Origin of the sequence: Cellulomonas marina (genome assembly GCF_900111925.1) — a bacterium.
Classification (GTDB): domain Bacteria; phylum Actinomycetota; class Actinomycetes; order Actinomycetales; family Cellulomonadaceae; genus Cellulomonas; species Cellulomonas marina.
The window spans coordinates 1-12,492 of the sequence record NZ_FOKA01000021.1 but is presented as its reverse complement, the minus strand read 5'-3'; the positions used below and the strand labels follow the sequence as shown (position 1 = coordinate 12,492).

General features: G+C 74.5%; 19 protein-coding genes. 5 read left to right on the top strand and 14 right to left on the bottom strand.

Annotation, left to right across the window (positions count from 1 at the left end; all coding sequences use genetic code 11):
- Positions 1-28: 28 nt before the first annotated feature.
- The 3 genes from nrdH to BM048_RS16600 are packed head-to-tail and all read left to right on the top strand — an operon-like array spanning position 29 to position 1,018.
- The gene (gene nrdH / locus BM048_RS16610; protein WP_090034864.1) at positions 29-295 is read left to right on the top strand and encodes a glutaredoxin-like protein NrdH; all 267 of its coding nucleotides are present in this window, start codon (positions 29-31) and stop codon (positions 293-295) included.
- A complete protein-coding gene (locus tag BM048_RS16605) occupies positions 288-719 on the top strand; it encodes a hypothetical protein (protein ID WP_090034862.1) in 432 nt (143 codons plus the stop codon). The genes nrdH and BM048_RS16605 overlap by 8 nt, the downstream gene beginning before the upstream one ends.
- Entirely contained in the window at positions 716-1,018 is a 303-nt protein-coding gene (locus tag BM048_RS16600; protein WP_139224515.1) for a hypothetical protein, read from the top strand. The genes BM048_RS16605 and BM048_RS16600 overlap by 4 nt, the downstream gene beginning before the upstream one ends.
- A 90-nt stretch (positions 1,019-1,108) precedes the next feature.
- On the opposite strand, the gene BM048_RS16595 is transcribed toward BM048_RS16600, so the two are convergent.
- From BM048_RS16595 to BM048_RS16585, 3 genes are all read right to left on the bottom strand, one after another.
- The gene (locus BM048_RS16595; RefSeq protein ID WP_090034859.1) at positions 1,109-1,687 is read right to left on the bottom strand and encodes a hypothetical protein; all 579 of its coding nucleotides are present in this window, start codon (positions 1,685-1,687) and stop codon (positions 1,109-1,111) included.
- A gap of 232 nt (positions 1,688-1,919) precedes the next feature.
- Positions 1,920-2,561: a hypothetical protein gene (locus BM048_RS16590; protein WP_090034857.1), complete on the bottom strand. Its 642-nt coding sequence runs from the start codon at positions 2,559-2,561 to the stop codon at positions 1,920-1,922.
- Positions 2,558-3,028 carry a hypothetical protein gene (locus BM048_RS16585; protein WP_090034853.1) on the bottom strand — a complete coding sequence of 157 codons (471 nt, stop codon included), beginning with the start codon at positions 3,026-3,028 and terminating at the stop codon, positions 2,558-2,560. Before BM048_RS16585 ends, BM048_RS16590 begins: the two co-directional genes overlap by 4 nt.
- Before the next feature lie 195 nt (positions 3,029-3,223).
- On the opposite strand from BM048_RS16585, the gene BM048_RS18345 reads away from it, so the two are divergent.
- Positions 3,224-3,394: a hypothetical protein gene (locus BM048_RS18345; RefSeq protein WP_175499606.1), complete on the top strand. Its 171-nt coding sequence runs from the start codon at positions 3,224-3,226 to the stop codon at positions 3,392-3,394.
- Between the two features lie 80 nt (positions 3,395-3,474).
- Here BM048_RS18345 and BM048_RS16580 read toward each other — a convergent pair whose 3' ends face one another.
- The 5 genes from BM048_RS16580 to BM048_RS16565 form a co-directional block, all read right to left on the bottom strand.
- On the bottom strand, positions 3,475-3,999 hold the full coding sequence (locus tag BM048_RS16580) for a helix-turn-helix transcriptional regulator (RefSeq protein WP_090034850.1): 525 nt from the start codon (positions 3,997-3,999) through the stop codon (positions 3,475-3,477).
- A gap of 121 nt (positions 4,000-4,120) precedes the next feature.
- Complete coding sequence (locus BM048_RS16575; protein ID WP_090034847.1) at positions 4,121-4,516, bottom strand: DUF6573 family protein; 396 nt, start codon at positions 4,514-4,516, stop codon at positions 4,121-4,123.
- Complete coding sequence (locus BM048_RS18340) at positions 4,513-4,656, bottom strand: hypothetical protein (RefSeq protein WP_175499605.1); 144 nt, start codon at positions 4,654-4,656, stop codon at positions 4,513-4,515. Before BM048_RS18340 ends, BM048_RS16575 begins: the two co-directional genes overlap by 4 nt.
- A gap of 76 nt (positions 4,657-4,732) precedes the next feature.
- A complete protein-coding gene (locus BM048_RS16570; RefSeq protein ID WP_090034843.1) occupies positions 4,733-5,734 on the bottom strand; it encodes a DUF3560 domain-containing protein in 1,002 nt (333 codons plus the stop codon).
- Positions 5,731-5,910 carry a hypothetical protein gene (locus BM048_RS16565; protein ID WP_090034841.1) on the bottom strand — a complete coding sequence of 60 codons (180 nt, stop codon included), beginning with the start codon at positions 5,908-5,910 and terminating at the stop codon, positions 5,731-5,733. Before BM048_RS16565 ends, BM048_RS16570 begins: the two co-directional genes overlap by 4 nt.
- A 111-nt stretch (positions 5,911-6,021) precedes the next feature.
- On the opposite strand from BM048_RS16565, the gene BM048_RS16560 reads away from it, so the two are divergent.
- On the top strand, positions 6,022-6,732 hold the full coding sequence (locus tag BM048_RS16560; protein WP_139224514.1) for a helicase associated domain-containing protein: 711 nt from the start codon (positions 6,022-6,024) through the stop codon (positions 6,730-6,732).
- 12 nt (positions 6,733-6,744) lie between these two features.
- Here the strand turns inward: BM048_RS16560 and BM048_RS16555 are convergent, their stop codons facing one another.
- From BM048_RS16555 to BM048_RS16530, 6 genes are all read right to left on the bottom strand, one after another.
- The gene (locus tag BM048_RS16555; RefSeq protein ID WP_090034836.1) at positions 6,745-8,010 is read right to left on the bottom strand and encodes an AAA family ATPase; all 1,266 of its coding nucleotides are present in this window, start codon (positions 8,008-8,010) and stop codon (positions 6,745-6,747) included.
- 79 nt (positions 8,011-8,089) lie between these two features.
- Positions 8,090-9,241: a hypothetical protein gene (locus tag BM048_RS16550; protein ID WP_090034835.1), complete on the bottom strand. Its 1,152-nt coding sequence runs from the start codon at positions 9,239-9,241 to the stop codon at positions 8,090-8,092.
- Entirely contained in the window at positions 9,238-9,429 is a 192-nt protein-coding gene (locus BM048_RS16545; protein WP_090034833.1) for a hypothetical protein, read from the bottom strand. Before BM048_RS16545 ends, BM048_RS16550 begins: the two co-directional genes overlap by 4 nt.
- Complete coding sequence (locus BM048_RS16540) at positions 9,426-9,668, bottom strand: hypothetical protein (protein WP_090034830.1); 243 nt, start codon at positions 9,666-9,668, stop codon at positions 9,426-9,428. Before BM048_RS16540 ends, BM048_RS16545 begins: the two co-directional genes overlap by 4 nt.
- 68 nt (positions 9,669-9,736) lie before the next feature.
- A complete protein-coding gene (locus tag BM048_RS16535) occupies positions 9,737-10,936 on the bottom strand; it encodes a vWA domain-containing protein (protein ID WP_090034827.1) in 1,200 nt (399 codons plus the stop codon).
- Complete coding sequence (locus BM048_RS16530) at positions 10,933-12,060, bottom strand: ATP-binding protein (protein ID WP_090034824.1); 1,128 nt, start codon at positions 12,058-12,060, stop codon at positions 10,933-10,935. Before BM048_RS16530 ends, BM048_RS16535 begins: the two co-directional genes overlap by 4 nt.
- Between the last annotated feature and the right edge of the window lie 432 nt (positions 12,061-12,492).

Sequence of the window (12,492 nt, the reverse complement as noted above, 5' to 3'; positions counted from 1 at the left end):
CGGACCGCCCGCACGACAGGAGAGCCGCATGCCGACCCCACCGACAACGACGTCGTCGAGCACCATCACCGTCTACAGCAAGCCGAGGTGCGTCCAGTGCGACGCGACGTACCGGGCCCTGGACAACCTCGGCCGGGAGTACGTCGTCGTCGACCTCACCGAGGACGCCGACGCCCGCGACTACGTCATGGCCCTCGGGCACCTGCAGGCGCCCGTCGTGGTCGCCGGCGACAAGCACTGGTCCGGGTACCGTCCCGACCGGATCTCCGCCCTGGCAGGTGAGCGCCGTGCGTGAGCTGCTGACGATCGCCGCGCAGATCGGTGAGGTCGCGGCCGGCTGCAGCGACGCGCGCACCGTCGAGCTGTTGCAGGAAGCCGAGTCGCGGCTCGTCGAGGCGTCTCGGGAGCAGGGGGTGGAGCAGGTGGAAAGCCGGACCGCGCTCGGGGAGCTCGTCATGTCGACGTGCACCAAGCCGGGGCACGTCGTGGTGCTGCTGGACCTGCTCGGCCAGACGTGGGTCGGGTACGCCGGCGCCGCCGGCGCCTACGTCGCCCGGCCCCCGAGCCGGCACTACGTCCTGGAGGCCGTCCAGGTGCGCGCGAGCGACCTGTGGCTGCCGGTCAGCGAGCTCGACCCGGCACGGTTTCCGATGCTCGCGCTGCACGCTCCCGACTGGGCGGGCACGGCCTACGCCGACGCACGGGGGGTCACCCGATGAGCGCGGGCCGCGGCACGCCCGGCCCTCAGATGAGCGACGACGCGGTCGCGCTCGTCGTCCTGGCCGTGTTCTTCGGAGGTCCGATCCTCGCGATGCTGACGGGCGCCGGTGACGGCGTCGCGAACTGGCTGACCGAGCACGGGGTGCTCACCCGGGACGGGGTGCTCGTCGAGCTCGCCGCCGGCGCCGGGCTCGATCTGGCGCGGCTGGCGATCGCGGCGGGGGTGCTGCTGGCGCTGGTCGCCTGGGCGGTCAACGTGGTGCACCGGCGCCGCGCTCTCGAACGCCGGCCCTCGTAGCCCGCACCACGAGCGACCCGGGCGGGCGCACGATGGCGGGCGACGGCCCGGCCACTCTTCCAGGGGGCCGGGCCGTCGTCATGCGTGCGGTCAGTCGACGACTGGGCGCTCGACGCCGCCGAGGTAGGCGATCGGGCCGCCGCTGCTCGTGCGGATGCGCGACCTGAGGATCTGCTCGGCGAGCGTGCGCAGGTGCCCAGGGGTGTCCTGGCGCATGGCCGGCTCGAGGTCGGCGCGCAGGCGCCCGAGGAGCTGACCGGCGTAGTGGTGGCGCGGTCGGGTCTCGTCGGGCCGCGTGTAGGCGCCGACGTGGCCGGTGATGCGGTACACCGCGACGGGAACGGTGGCCACCGTGATGGCGAAGACCTCGTTGTCGAGCACGACGTCGGGGTCCGAGCGCCACCAGCGCAGGGAGGTCTCCTCGAGCTCGGCGTCGCTGTGCCCCATGTCGAAGCCGATGTACTTGCGCTCGTCTTGGGGGTGCTTCGCGGGGTCGGCCGGTTCCTTGGATCCGGTGCGCAGGACGGTGAGCTCTCCGGCGGCGACGACCACGTCGGGCCGGGCTGCGAGCTTGTCGACCAGGGCGGCGGGGATCGGCAGCGGCAGGATGTGGCAGCGCACGAGCTTGCTGACCGAGCCGTAGGCGATGTCGAGGCGGGTGGCGGCCACGCTGCGAGAGATGGTGGCTGGCCGCGGTTCGGGGCCGTCAGCGGGTACGGCGAGGACAGGAACGGGCATGGCGAACCTCCGGTTGGAGACGTGAGCCCCGGGCTGGATCCCGGTGCGGGCTCGATGTGGCCACGGTACACGTAATGTTGTGTCACACGCTACTAAAGCGGTCGCCGCGCGGGTCGCTGCGGACCGGGGGGTCACCCGGCGTCGGCTGGTACCGGGAGGCGTCTCAGGTCAGGCTCGCCGACACGGGGAGCTCGGCGACCGGTGCGCTGGCCAGCCAGACCTGCGTGTGGCCGCGCGGTGCCTTCTTCGTCGGCAGCTCGAGTCGCCATGGTCCGACCTCCTGCAGGAGCTGGTAGCGCAGCGCGTCGCCGGCGAACTTCGAGTCGGCGATCGCGAGGTCGACGAGGCGTGCGCCGGCGGTCGCGCGGCGGATGAGGGCCGGCTCGTCACGCACGACGACGACGCGCCGCAGCGGGCGCCACTCGTCCTCGAGGACGAGCACCCGGTGTTGGTCGAGCCAGCCGCGCTCGGCGTACTCGGTGAGGTTGCCGCGGCCGCGGCCGAGACTCGCGCGCTCGCGCATCTTCTGCGTCCGGTCGGCTTGGAGCCGCTCGCGGCGCAGGGTGCTCGCCTTTGGGCGCCGCCGGCGCACGATCGCGTCGAGCTCGCGCACCGGCATCGCGGTGGGCGCCCCGTGGCGGGTCCAGTGCCGCACGGTGCTCGGCGCTACCCGTCGACGGCGTGCGACGGCCGCGGCGTCCGGAACCCAGGTGCCCGTGCGTGAGCGGTGGCCGCCGTAGAGGACGACCAGCAGCTCACGGACGAGCTCTCCGGTCCACTGGCCAGGGTCGAGGGCGCGGCTCATCGCGGGCCTCTCCCGCCCGAGGTCGCCGTGACCCGGGGGCCGCGCACCCCGGCGGCGATCATCCGCTGGAGCAGGGCCCCTAGGGGGTCGTCGGCGTGCTGGTTCAGCCGTGCGGCGGCCCGCAGGGGACGGTCGTGGGCCCAGTCGAGGTAGGCCAGGACGGCGGCCACCGTGGCGGCGGCACCGGGTGTCGTGGCCTCGGCGGCCAGGCGGTGCAGCAGGGGCACGGCGCGGCGGACCGCGTCGGCGTCGAGCGGTCCGCGGGTGAACCACGCGCTGGCGGGAGCGAGGCTGCGGGAGAGCGGAGCGGCGTCCTCGAGGTGGCCGGAGATGATCGCGATCGCTGCGTCGCGCATCGCCGGCCGGCGCAGCGTGTGCAGCACGGCCGCGAGCTCGCCGTCGCTGAGCTGCGCGGCGTCGCGCATCCCGCGCTGGAGCAGCGTGATCAGGTCGTCGACGTCGAGCATCCCCGGTGCCTCCTTTCAGACTGGTGCGGGTGAGGAATCGGCTGGCCTCCGGGCGACGGGTCGCTCGGTCGTTACGATCGGTGAGAGCCGACCAGCGCGACGAGGGGAGCAGGGGACGTGCCTGACGCCGACCGTGTGCCCTCTCCTCGAAGCCCGAAGCGTGTGCAGGTACCACGCGGCCCCGCCCGTGGCCGTGTGGGTGTCGCGGCGGCGGCCGGCCCGCTGGTTCAACTGAACGTGCGCCTGCCCGTCGATCTCGACGAGCAGCTCGCGCGTGAGGTCAACGCCGAGGGCGACAGCCGTCGCACGAAGCAGGAGATCGTCACCGAGGCTCTGCGCGCGTACTTCGCTAGCCGGCCCGCCTGATCTCGGCTGGCCTTCGAGGGACTCGAACCAGGTCACTTCGTCGGCCCGACTCCAGACGGTGAGGGGCGTGCTGTCGGTGCTCACGCCTGGCCTCCTTCGTCCGATGGCGGCGTCGCGCTGCGGGCGCGCCGGCCGGCTTGGCGGGGCTGCTCGAGCCAGCGCTCCACCGCGGCCCTGGGGTACAGCGCGCCGTAGCTGGTGGTGATGAGGGCCGCGGGGAAGTCGTCCCGCTCGTGCACCCACTGCTGGACGCGCTGCCGGGAGACGCCGGCGGCCTTGGCGATGTCCGGCACGCGCAGGACGTCGGGAACCACCCACGTGCTCAGCTCTGGTGTCCCGCCCGCCGCGCTCGCCGAGACGGACAGCCCGGTCAACTGCGGGGGTGCGGCGCCGGCGTTGCCGAGCGCTGCGGTCGCGAGGTCGACGGCGATCGCCGCGGCGGCGCGGATGTCCTCGGCCTCGACGGTCAGGGCGAGCCCTGCGCGCCCGTCGACCGCGGTCGCCGCGTGCGCGCCGTGTTCGGCGAGCTCGTGCACCACCTGCTCGAGCGGGCGGCCGCCGTGTGCTGGCGGGGACCACTCAAGCGTCGCGGTGTAGCGCGTCATGTGCTCGTCCTCTCGACTCCGCTTGTCTTAGACAAGAGCGTAGTCCCGGGGTTCTCGAGGGTGGGCGTGTTGGCGCGCCGGCCGGGCGGTGTCGGCTTCACGCCCGGCCGACGCGGGCTCATCAGTCCTCTTCGGGGAGCATCACAGTGAGGACGGGCTCGCCGTCGTCGCCGGGCCCCAGGTGGGCGACGAGACGCAGCGGGCGAGGGGCGACCGAGTGGGCCGTGTTGGGCACGCGCCAGACGCTCATCGGGATGCGCTGCTCGCGTCGGTCGGGGACCGCGCGCGAGCGAACGGCGGCCGCGGCGCAGACGAGCACGTCCCACGCGCGTCCGCTCTCGTCCTGCGGCAGCGGGTTCGTCTCGTCCCACTCGATCGCGTCGGCGTACGCCGCCGCGGTGATCGCCGTGTGCCACGGGATGCGGGCCGCGGCGTGCTCGTCGAGCTCGACGAGCACCCCGTCGCTGATCGCTTCGCGACGGGTGTAGGTGTGGATGACCGGCCACGGCTCGCTCATCGCGCCCCCGCCTCCTCGCGGTCGCGATCGCGCTCGTCCTGCACGAGGGCCCAGGCCTCGGTCACCTCGTGCTCGGTGTACCCCGACCCCTCGGTTCCGTACCGGACGGTGTACGCCACGACGTCGTGCGCCTGGCTCATCGTCATCGTCATCTCCGCCTCCCGACTATCTCTTGTCTAAGACAAGGGTATCCCTGAGGTTCGACACGCGCCAGCCCTAGTGGTCCTCCTCCCCGCAGCAGTCGAGGCACACGGTCTTCACGTTCGGGCACGCGAGGGTGTCCATCACGGACCGCCCGCAGTCCTTGCACGGGTCGAACCGGTGGTGGTCCTGCACCTCGTGCCAGGGGGTCGTGTCGTTGCCGAACAGGCCGGCGACCGTCACGGTCTTCGGGTTGGCGCGCACCACGGCCAACCACCGGCCGCGGACCTTGACCATGTCGCCGGCCGCGACGTGCGTGGGCCCGTAGTCGGTGGCGATGCCGGCGGCGATCTGCTCACCGCGGACCGTGGTCCAGTACGCCAAGTCGGCTCGGTCGCGCTCGAGCTGGGCGCGCACCCGCAGCGACCAGGCCTCCTGCGCAGGTGTCCGCACGCCGGCGGCGTCGAGCGCTCGCTCGGTCTTGCGGATCTGCGCCTCGAGGCGCTGGATCCGGTTGGCGACGGTGACGGGCGCGTGCCGCCGCGCGGCGGCGCCGGCCGCCGCCCGCGCGGCGTCCTCGGCGCGTCGTGCCTGCGCGTCGTGCTCGATGCTCGTCCGCATGGCGCGCTCGATTCGCTCGCGGTCGCGCTCGGCCCGGCGCTGGGAGTGGTGACCCAGCAGGATCGGCTGGCCGAGCGGGATGCGGTCGGCCAGCGCGCGCCCGGCCTCGTCGGCCTGCTCGGCCACCGTCCGATGACGTGCCGCGCGCTCCTGCAGGCGCTCGGCGCGCTGCTGCTCGTGCTCGGCCTGGCGCGCTTCGAGGTGGGCGCGCTCGTGCACGGTGTCGTCGACGTCGACGTCGACCTCGTGGCCGGCCTCGCGCAGGGCGCCGGCGGTCCGCTCGATCAGACCGCGGTCGGCGAAGCGGGCACGGCTGCGCGGCACGAACCAGGCGCTGAGGCGCCCGCTCCAGCGCCAGCCGAGGGCCTTGACCGTGTCGGCTGCGCCGTCGTCGCGCGCCGTGCCGTGCAGCAGCGTCCCGTCGAGCTCGTCGTGCTCGATCCGCAGCGCGCTCATCGGGAATCGCCCTGCGCGCGCGTCTGGCGCTCGCGCTCGGCGCGCGCGACGCCGGCGATCTGCTCGAAGGCCTCGACGTAGAAGTCGTCCGGCCGCACCGACGAGTGCGGCATCGGACCGTCTGCTCCGGCCCGAGCCTCCTCGACGATCCCCTCGATCCGCTCCAGCAGGTCCATCACCTTTCCCCTTTCCTTGACTAAGACAAGAGTACCGCCGAGCACCGACACAGACGGCTAGTTGCCCCGGTGTGGGAGCATGGAACGAACAGCGGAGGGGGAGTGACCACGATGGGCAAGACCACCGCGCCAGCCTCGGCGCGCGCCGCGGCGTGGGCGAAGTTCCTCGACGAGTTGGACTGGTGGATCGAGCAGCACGGCGACGCCGCGGTGCCGCAGGCCGCCACGAGCCGGCTCGTCGACGGTGTGCCGTACCCGCTGGGGCGCCGGGTCAGGGCACAGCGCGAACGGCACCGCCGCGGAACCCTCGACGTCGAACGAGCGCGTGCCCTCGAGGCCCGGGCGGGGTGGTCATGGGACGGGTACGCCCCGCGCACCGCGCGGGTGTGGCAGCAGCGCCTGGCCGAGGTCCGCGCGTACGTCGACGCGCACGGCACCCTCGACGGCCTGGAGAGCGTCAACGCTCCCGCCGCACGCTGGCTGCGCGACCAGCGCGCCGCCGAGCTGACCCCCGCCCAGCGGCGCGAGCTCGCGCGGATCCCCGGCGCGACCACCGAGCGCAAGTCACGGCTCGACGAGTTCGTCGCCGCGATGCGCGGTTGGCTCGCCGTCGAGCCCGACCGCGACGCCGGCGACGTCCAGTTCTCCACCGTCTACCGGGTCGGCCGCGCGAGCGTCCCGCTCGGCAAGCGCGTGGCCTACTGGCGCTCGCGGTACGCCGCCGGCCGGCTCACCGCCGGCGAGGTCGAGGCCATCGAAGCGCTGCCCGGGTGGTCATGGAAGCCGCCGCGGCGGCGCCAGCCGGCGGCCCAGGAGGCCTGAGCCGGCGACGGCTCACGCGGCCTGGAGGAGCCGGTCGAGCAGCCGCGCGTGCGTGGCGAGGTTCGTCGCGTCGGGGCGCTCGCGCAGCGCGTCCGCCAGCAGTGCGGGGGAGCGGTCGTCGGTGACCACCATCACGTGGGTGCGGTGACGCGACAGAGCCACGCACAGCCGTCCGAGGTCGAGCGCGAAGTCCTCGTCCACGTCGTGCCCGAGCAGCGGGTGCACCGCGACGACCGCCTCGCGCTCGAGGCCCTGGGCCTGGTTGATGGTGCCCACGAACAGGTCGGGCAGGTCCGACAGGGCGGCCGCGACGAGCGCGGCCTGCTCCACGTGCGGGGCGATCACCGCCACGTCGGCCGGTACCAGGGGTCGGGTGCCGTCGGGGGAGACGAGGTACGCGGTGGCCAGCAGGTCGCGGGCGGCCTGAGCGGCGGCCAGGCCCACGCTCGGGTCGCTCGTTCCGCCGGTCACGGTCAGCGGCAGAGCACGGTACTCGGGCAGGTCGTGCGTGCCAGCGGTCAGGTGGCGAGGGGGTCGGGCGGACGTGAACGGCAGCGCCGGGTACAGCGGGGCGAGCAAGTCGGTGGTGGCCGGTCCCAGCCGCCACGTGTGCGGCAGGCGCAGTCGCGTCACGTCGTCGCCGTGGGCTGCGCGCAGGGCCGCTGGGGCGGGCACCTGCGGGCCGCTCGCCCAGGTCGCCCAGCGTCGTGTCGCGCCGGTCACCACGGGGTCGATCTGGCCGGGGTCGCCGACGAGGACGAACTGGTCCGCCATCGAGCCGAGCGCTCCGAGGTCAGCGAAGGTGAGTTGGTAGGCCTCGTCGACGAGCATCACGTCGAAGTGCACGGGCCGGTTGCTCGGCACCCAGAGCCACCGCGCCGTGGTCGCGACGATGACGCCCGCGCCGGGCCGCAAGCCGCGTGAGGTGGTCAGTGCGACGTCGGCTGCCAGGTCGTTGGGGCGGTCGGTCGCGGAGTCACCGTGCAGGACGGTCGGCGCGCCCGTCGCGGCCGTGCGGTTGGCGACGTCGATGCTCTGTGCCCGGGTCTGCGCGGCGATCGCCACGGTCATGCCCGCGCGGGTGTGCAGCTGGTGGGCGAGGTGCGTGATCAGGTGCGTCTTGCCGGCCCCGGGAGGGGAGTCGATCACCACGGCGGGGTCGCCGCCCCAGACGGCGAACAGCGCGCGGGCCAGGGTCGGGTTGCGCAGGTGCTCGGCGGGGCCCGTGACCTGCGGCGTCGTTCGCTCGGCGGTGGCGGTTCCGGTCGTCCTCTTCATGCTCTCAGGGTACCGGCAACCACTGACACCGGGATAACTAGCCAACAAGTGCCGTTCGCGCGCGGGCTCCGCCTCGGGTTCAGTCCCCGGCGGCCGCCACGATCACGTCGAGGGGGACCTCGCCACGACGCGCCACGGGCTTGCCGCGTCCGGCGATCCAGTTCGCACCCCGGTGGTACCCGCCCGCCATGAGCCGCCGCCCGTTCGCCTGCATGAACGGGTCCACCCGGCCCGGCCGCAGCGTCACGCGGTCGCCCGGGGCGAGTCCGCGCGGTCGGCGCACCAGCCCTCCGACCGTGATGGTGAGGCGCGCGTCGGTCCCGATGGTCGCGGCCAGCACCCGCCCGTCCAGGCACGCTGTGCGGCTCGCGTTCACCGGCTCCCCGGCCCAGGCGGTGACCTTGGCGTCCACCCGCAGGCGGCTCAGCGTCCGGTCGGCCTCGACGACCACCGCCGCGTCGTCGCACGCCGCGACCCGACCGGGGACCACCGTGCCGTCGTGTGCCGCCGCGACCGCCACGAGCGGGTCGTCGAGCCGCAGCGACTCGAACCACTCCACCGCGTGCGACCTCGCGACAAGACCGAGTGCGGCGTCGATCCGCGTGTCCCTGGCCCACCACGGCCGCCCAGCCGCGAGGCGCTGCCCGTAGCGCTCCCATGCCGCAGAGTCGGTCGCGTTCGCGTCGAGCAGGCCCGGCAGCGTCGATCCCGCGGCCGTCCGCCGCGCGAGCTCGAGGAGCGCGTGCGGCCCGCTGGACGTGACGCCCAGCCAGGTCCGCCACGTCTCGACCTCGCGCTCGCGATCGGGGTGCACGCCGAGCACCCATCGCAGGCGGGCGGTGCTGGCGACAGCGTGCACCGCTCCGGTGCCGGGGTGGTCGAGGCGCTGGTCCCACCACCCGACGACCGGTGCGGCGGGCTCGTCGGGGTACGCGCGGGCGAGCGCGGCAAGCGTCACGACGTCGCGGGGGGACGCGACGACGAGCGTGCGGTGCGTCGGGCCGAGCGTCGCACCGAGGTCGGCCAGCGCGGTCAGTCCGTCGCGGTCGGTCCCGGCGAGGGTGGTCGTGCCGTCGGTGGCGTTGACGTAGACGTGCTCGCCGTCGTGGTCCACGGTCACCGCCAGCGCGTTGGTCGGTGGGAGGGCCGGTCCGTACGCGGCGACGGGTACGGGGCGGCCGGTGTGCGCGGCCCGCAGTCGGGCGCCGAGGTCGAACAGCGCGCGGCTCACGCGTCCTCCTGCTGGTCGGTGGTCGGGTGCAGGTCGAGCGCGGACCAGCCGGCGCGCACGGCGGGCGGGGTGCGCTCGTGGGGCTCGCCGTCGCGCAGGTCGCCCAGCACGGTGTCGAGGTCCGTGCCGGCGGCCGAGCAGGCGCGCTCGGCCAGGGCGGCCAGGGCCGGCGTGAGGTTGGCGCTCACGCGGCGGCCCTGGCGGTGAGGTTCTCCCGGCACCAGGCGATCGCCTCGCCCAGCGAGCGGGCCGTGACCTGGTGCTGCCCGGCGACGGTGACGCGGATCGGGCCGCCCCAGCGGTTGTGGGAGAGGGTGACCGGCTGGGGGAAGCCGGTCACGGTGTGCTGGCGCAGCACCTGCCCTCGGGTCAGCTTGATGTCGCGCGTCTCGGCGGTGATCCCGCCGCCCCAGTTCGTCCGGTACATCGTCGGCCCCTTCCCTCTCGGTACACCCCCAGGCTACCGGGTACCACTGACAACGGGAGAACTAGCCACTAAGGAGCAGGGGTGGCGAGGATGCCCCGCGCCCAGGTCGGCACGCGAGGCAGGCCGCGCTCGCGGGTGAGGACGGCGATCAGCCGGGCGCGGGTCGGGCGGCTGGGCCACGGGGTGTCGCCGTCGGTGAGGACCACGATCACGTCGGGTGCAGGGGTCAGGCGCTCGGCGGCCGCGATGCCGATGGTCATGTCCGTGCCGCCACCGCCGACCAGTCGCACGTCGCGCGCGTGGCGGACGGGGCGGGCCTCGGCAGCGCGGGCGTCGCAGGCGATGACGCTCACGCTGCCGCCCACGGCCTTGATGACGCCGTTGACCTCGCGCAGCGCGGCGGCGAGGTCGTCAGGCGTCATGCTCCCGGAGGTGTCCACGACGGCGGCGGCCGTGACCCTCGGCGCGCGCATGGCCGGGGTGACGATGCCGGGCAGCGGCCGCCGCCCGGGCCGGGTGTAGGTGTAGGTCAGACGACCGGTGGTGAGGGCGGCGGCGCGGCGGACCATCCCGGCGAGCACCTTGCGCCACGGCACGGTCGGGGCCGTCAGCTCGTCGGTCGCCCAGCGCTCGATCCCGGCCGGGACGGTGCCTCGTCCCTGCGCTACGGCGTCACGCACGTCCTGCGCGACCTTGCGCCGGGTGATCGTCACCTGGCCGTCGTCCAGGCCAGGCATCTGCGCGTTGTCCGCGGCGGGCTCCCACGCCTGGCGGGGGTCACCCGCCCCCGAGCCGCAGCCCGGCTCGGTCTGCGGCGGCTGGGCGGGCAGCGCGCCGTAGTAGGCCTCTTCCACGCCCGCGTCGGACAGGCCCAGGCTGGCCGGGGTCACGACCCACGACGGCAGCGGCAGCCCCGCGCGCAGCAGGTCGTCGTTGATCGCGGCGTCCGTCGCCAGGTTCCACCGGTCGTGGTCGACCGGACCAGGCAGCCCGTCTGCGCGACCGGCGTGGTCGCGGATCAGGTGCGAGGCCTCGTGCACGAGCACAGCCCCGGCGACCTGCGGCCCCCACTCGTCGAGCGTGGCGGGGTCCACGTACAGCCGCCAGTGCCGGTCCACGGCGAACGTCGCCAGCCCCGGAGCGGCCAGCGGCCGGACCGAGAACAGCGCGTGCGCGAGGTACGGGGCGGACTCAACGGCGACCAGGCGAGCGGCGGCCAGCGCGCGCCGCTCGTCGTCGGTCAGCGGCCGGATCGTCGTGGGGTTCACGCTGCCTCCTGGGGGATGAGCCCGGCGTCGGCCAGGACGGTCAGGAACGCCCGTGCGGAGGCCGGCGGGCGCTCCCCGGTCGGGCGGGACTTGAGCAGGGCGCGCGCGTTCGCTGCGGCCACGTCCTGGAGCCCGGCCCGCGCGGCCACGGCCAGCGGTGCCCACGCGGCGCGCCACCCCGTCTTGGTGCCGTCGGCGGTCGAGTGCGCGGTGACGGCCGTCAGGGTGGCCCAGGCGCGGGACGGCTCGAGGGTGGCCCACGCGACCGAGTCGGGGTCCGCCAGGACGTCGGCCGGGTCGGGCAGGTCGTTGTGCGCCCGCCAGGCGATGTACTCGACGGCCGCACCCTCACCGACCAGGCCGGTCGCGGCCAGCAGGGTCGCGGGGGTGTCGTCGGGGTCGAGCAGCGCGAGCACGTCGGCGGTCATGGTCCAGGTGCGGTGCGAGGGCCAGGCCCGCCCCGTCGAGGCGTCGTCGCGGGGCAGGTCGTGCAGCAGGTCGGGCCGCGTCCGGATGAACGAGGCGACCTGCGCCCGGGAGGCCGCGCGGGCGACCGGCGAGAAGTCGAGCACGCGGCCGGACGTCGGCACCTGGAACCCGGTCGTCATGCCGTCGAGCCAGTCGTCGAGCGCGGGCTCGAACTCCACGTGCAGGAACCGGTTGGCCATCGGAGCGGCGAGGTCCCACCCGTCGGCCGCGAACTCGGGCGGGTTGGCCGCTGCCACGACCCGGACCTTGTGGGGGAGCGTCAGGTCACCCACCACCCGGTCGAGGACCAGCCGCAGCGCCGCAGCCTGGACCGCCGGCGGCGCGGTGGTCAGCTCGTCCAGGAAGAGGTAGCCCTCCTCGGCCTCCGCCAGCCGCACGGCCCAGGCCGGGGCGGCGAGGTCCACGCCGTGCTCACGCACGATGGGCAGACCGGCGAAGTCGGCGGGCTCGCGCAGCGAGGCGATGACCGTTTCCATCGGGAGCCCCTCGGCCCGGGCGAGCGCCTGCAGGAGCGAGGACTTGCCGATGCCCGGCTTCCCCCACAGCAGGACGGCCACCCCCGCTCGTCCGGCGGCGCGCATGACGGTCAGAAGCGGGCTGCTCTGCCGCTGTAGGGCGGGCAGGTGGTTCGTCATCGGTCGTCCTCTCATCGCACTATCTCTGACACCGGTAAATCTATCTTTCACCACTGACACAACCATCACAGCGGAGTAACGGACCAGTCGCGCGAAGAGGTCCGCCTGCCCCACGGGCGGGTGCAGCGAGGGCTGGGTAGCCCCGCCAGCACCCGCGTGACGGGGCGGGCGGGCCTCGACCGCGAGGCGCCCCACCAACCCCAGACGCGGCGCAGCCGGCCCCCTCAGTTCGGATCACTCAACGGCACGAGAGCGCAGGTCATCGACCTGTTGATCGGTGGTAGGTGAGGCAGTGGGTACGGGCCGCGCAGCGGCCCCGAAGCGGGGGGAGCGGCGCAGCCGCGAACCCTCGCGAGCGAGCGCCAGCAGGGGCCGCCCTGGCGGCCCCAGGTTTTGCCCCGCACGCGCAGCGTGCGGACCAGGCAGCGCCGG

Coding starts and splice junctions, on each gene's coding strand:
- BM048_RS16570 (WP_090034843.1), bottom strand. CDS start 5,734: ATGAGCGCGCTGCGGATCGAGCACGACGAGCTCGACGGGACGCTGCTG.
- BM048_RS16585 (WP_090034853.1), bottom strand. CDS start 3,028: ATGCTCGACGTCGACGACCTGATCACGCTGCTCCAGCGCGGGATGCGC.
- nrdH (WP_090034864.1), top strand. CDS start 29: ATGCCGACCCCACCGACAACGACGTCGTCGAGCACCATCACCGTCTAC.
- BM048_RS16565 (WP_090034841.1), bottom strand. CDS start 5,910: ATGGACCTGCTGGAGCGGATCGAGGGGATCGTCGAGGAGGCTCGGGCC.
- BM048_RS18340 (WP_175499605.1), bottom strand. CDS start 4,656: ATGAGCCAGGCGCACGACGTCGTGGCGTACACCGTCCGGTACGGAACC.
- BM048_RS16575 (WP_090034847.1), bottom strand. CDS start 4,516: ATGAGCGAGCCGTGGCCGGTCATCCACACCTACACCCGTCGCGAAGCG.
- BM048_RS16590 (WP_090034857.1), bottom strand. CDS start 2,561: ATGAGCCGCGCCCTCGACCCTGGCCAGTGGACCGGAGAGCTCGTCCGT.
- BM048_RS16555 (WP_090034836.1), bottom strand. CDS start 8,010: ATGAAGAGGACGACCGGAACCGCCACCGCCGAGCGAACGACGCCGCAG.
- BM048_RS16600 (WP_139224515.1), top strand. CDS start 716: ATGAGCGCGGGCCGCGGCACGCCCGGCCCTCAGATGAGCGACGACGCG.
- BM048_RS16540 (WP_090034830.1), bottom strand. CDS start 9,668: ATGTACCGGACGAACTGGGGCGGCGGGATCACCGCCGAGACGCGCGAC.
- BM048_RS16580 (WP_090034850.1), bottom strand. CDS start 3,999: ATGACGCGCTACACCGCGACGCTTGAGTGGTCCCCGCCAGCACACGGC.
- BM048_RS16530 (WP_090034824.1), bottom strand. CDS start 12,060: ATGACGAACCACCTGCCCGCCCTACAGCGGCAGAGCAGCCCGCTTCTG.
- BM048_RS16560 (WP_139224514.1), top strand. CDS start 6,022: ATGGGCAAGACCACCGCGCCAGCCTCGGCGCGCGCCGCGGCGTGGGCG.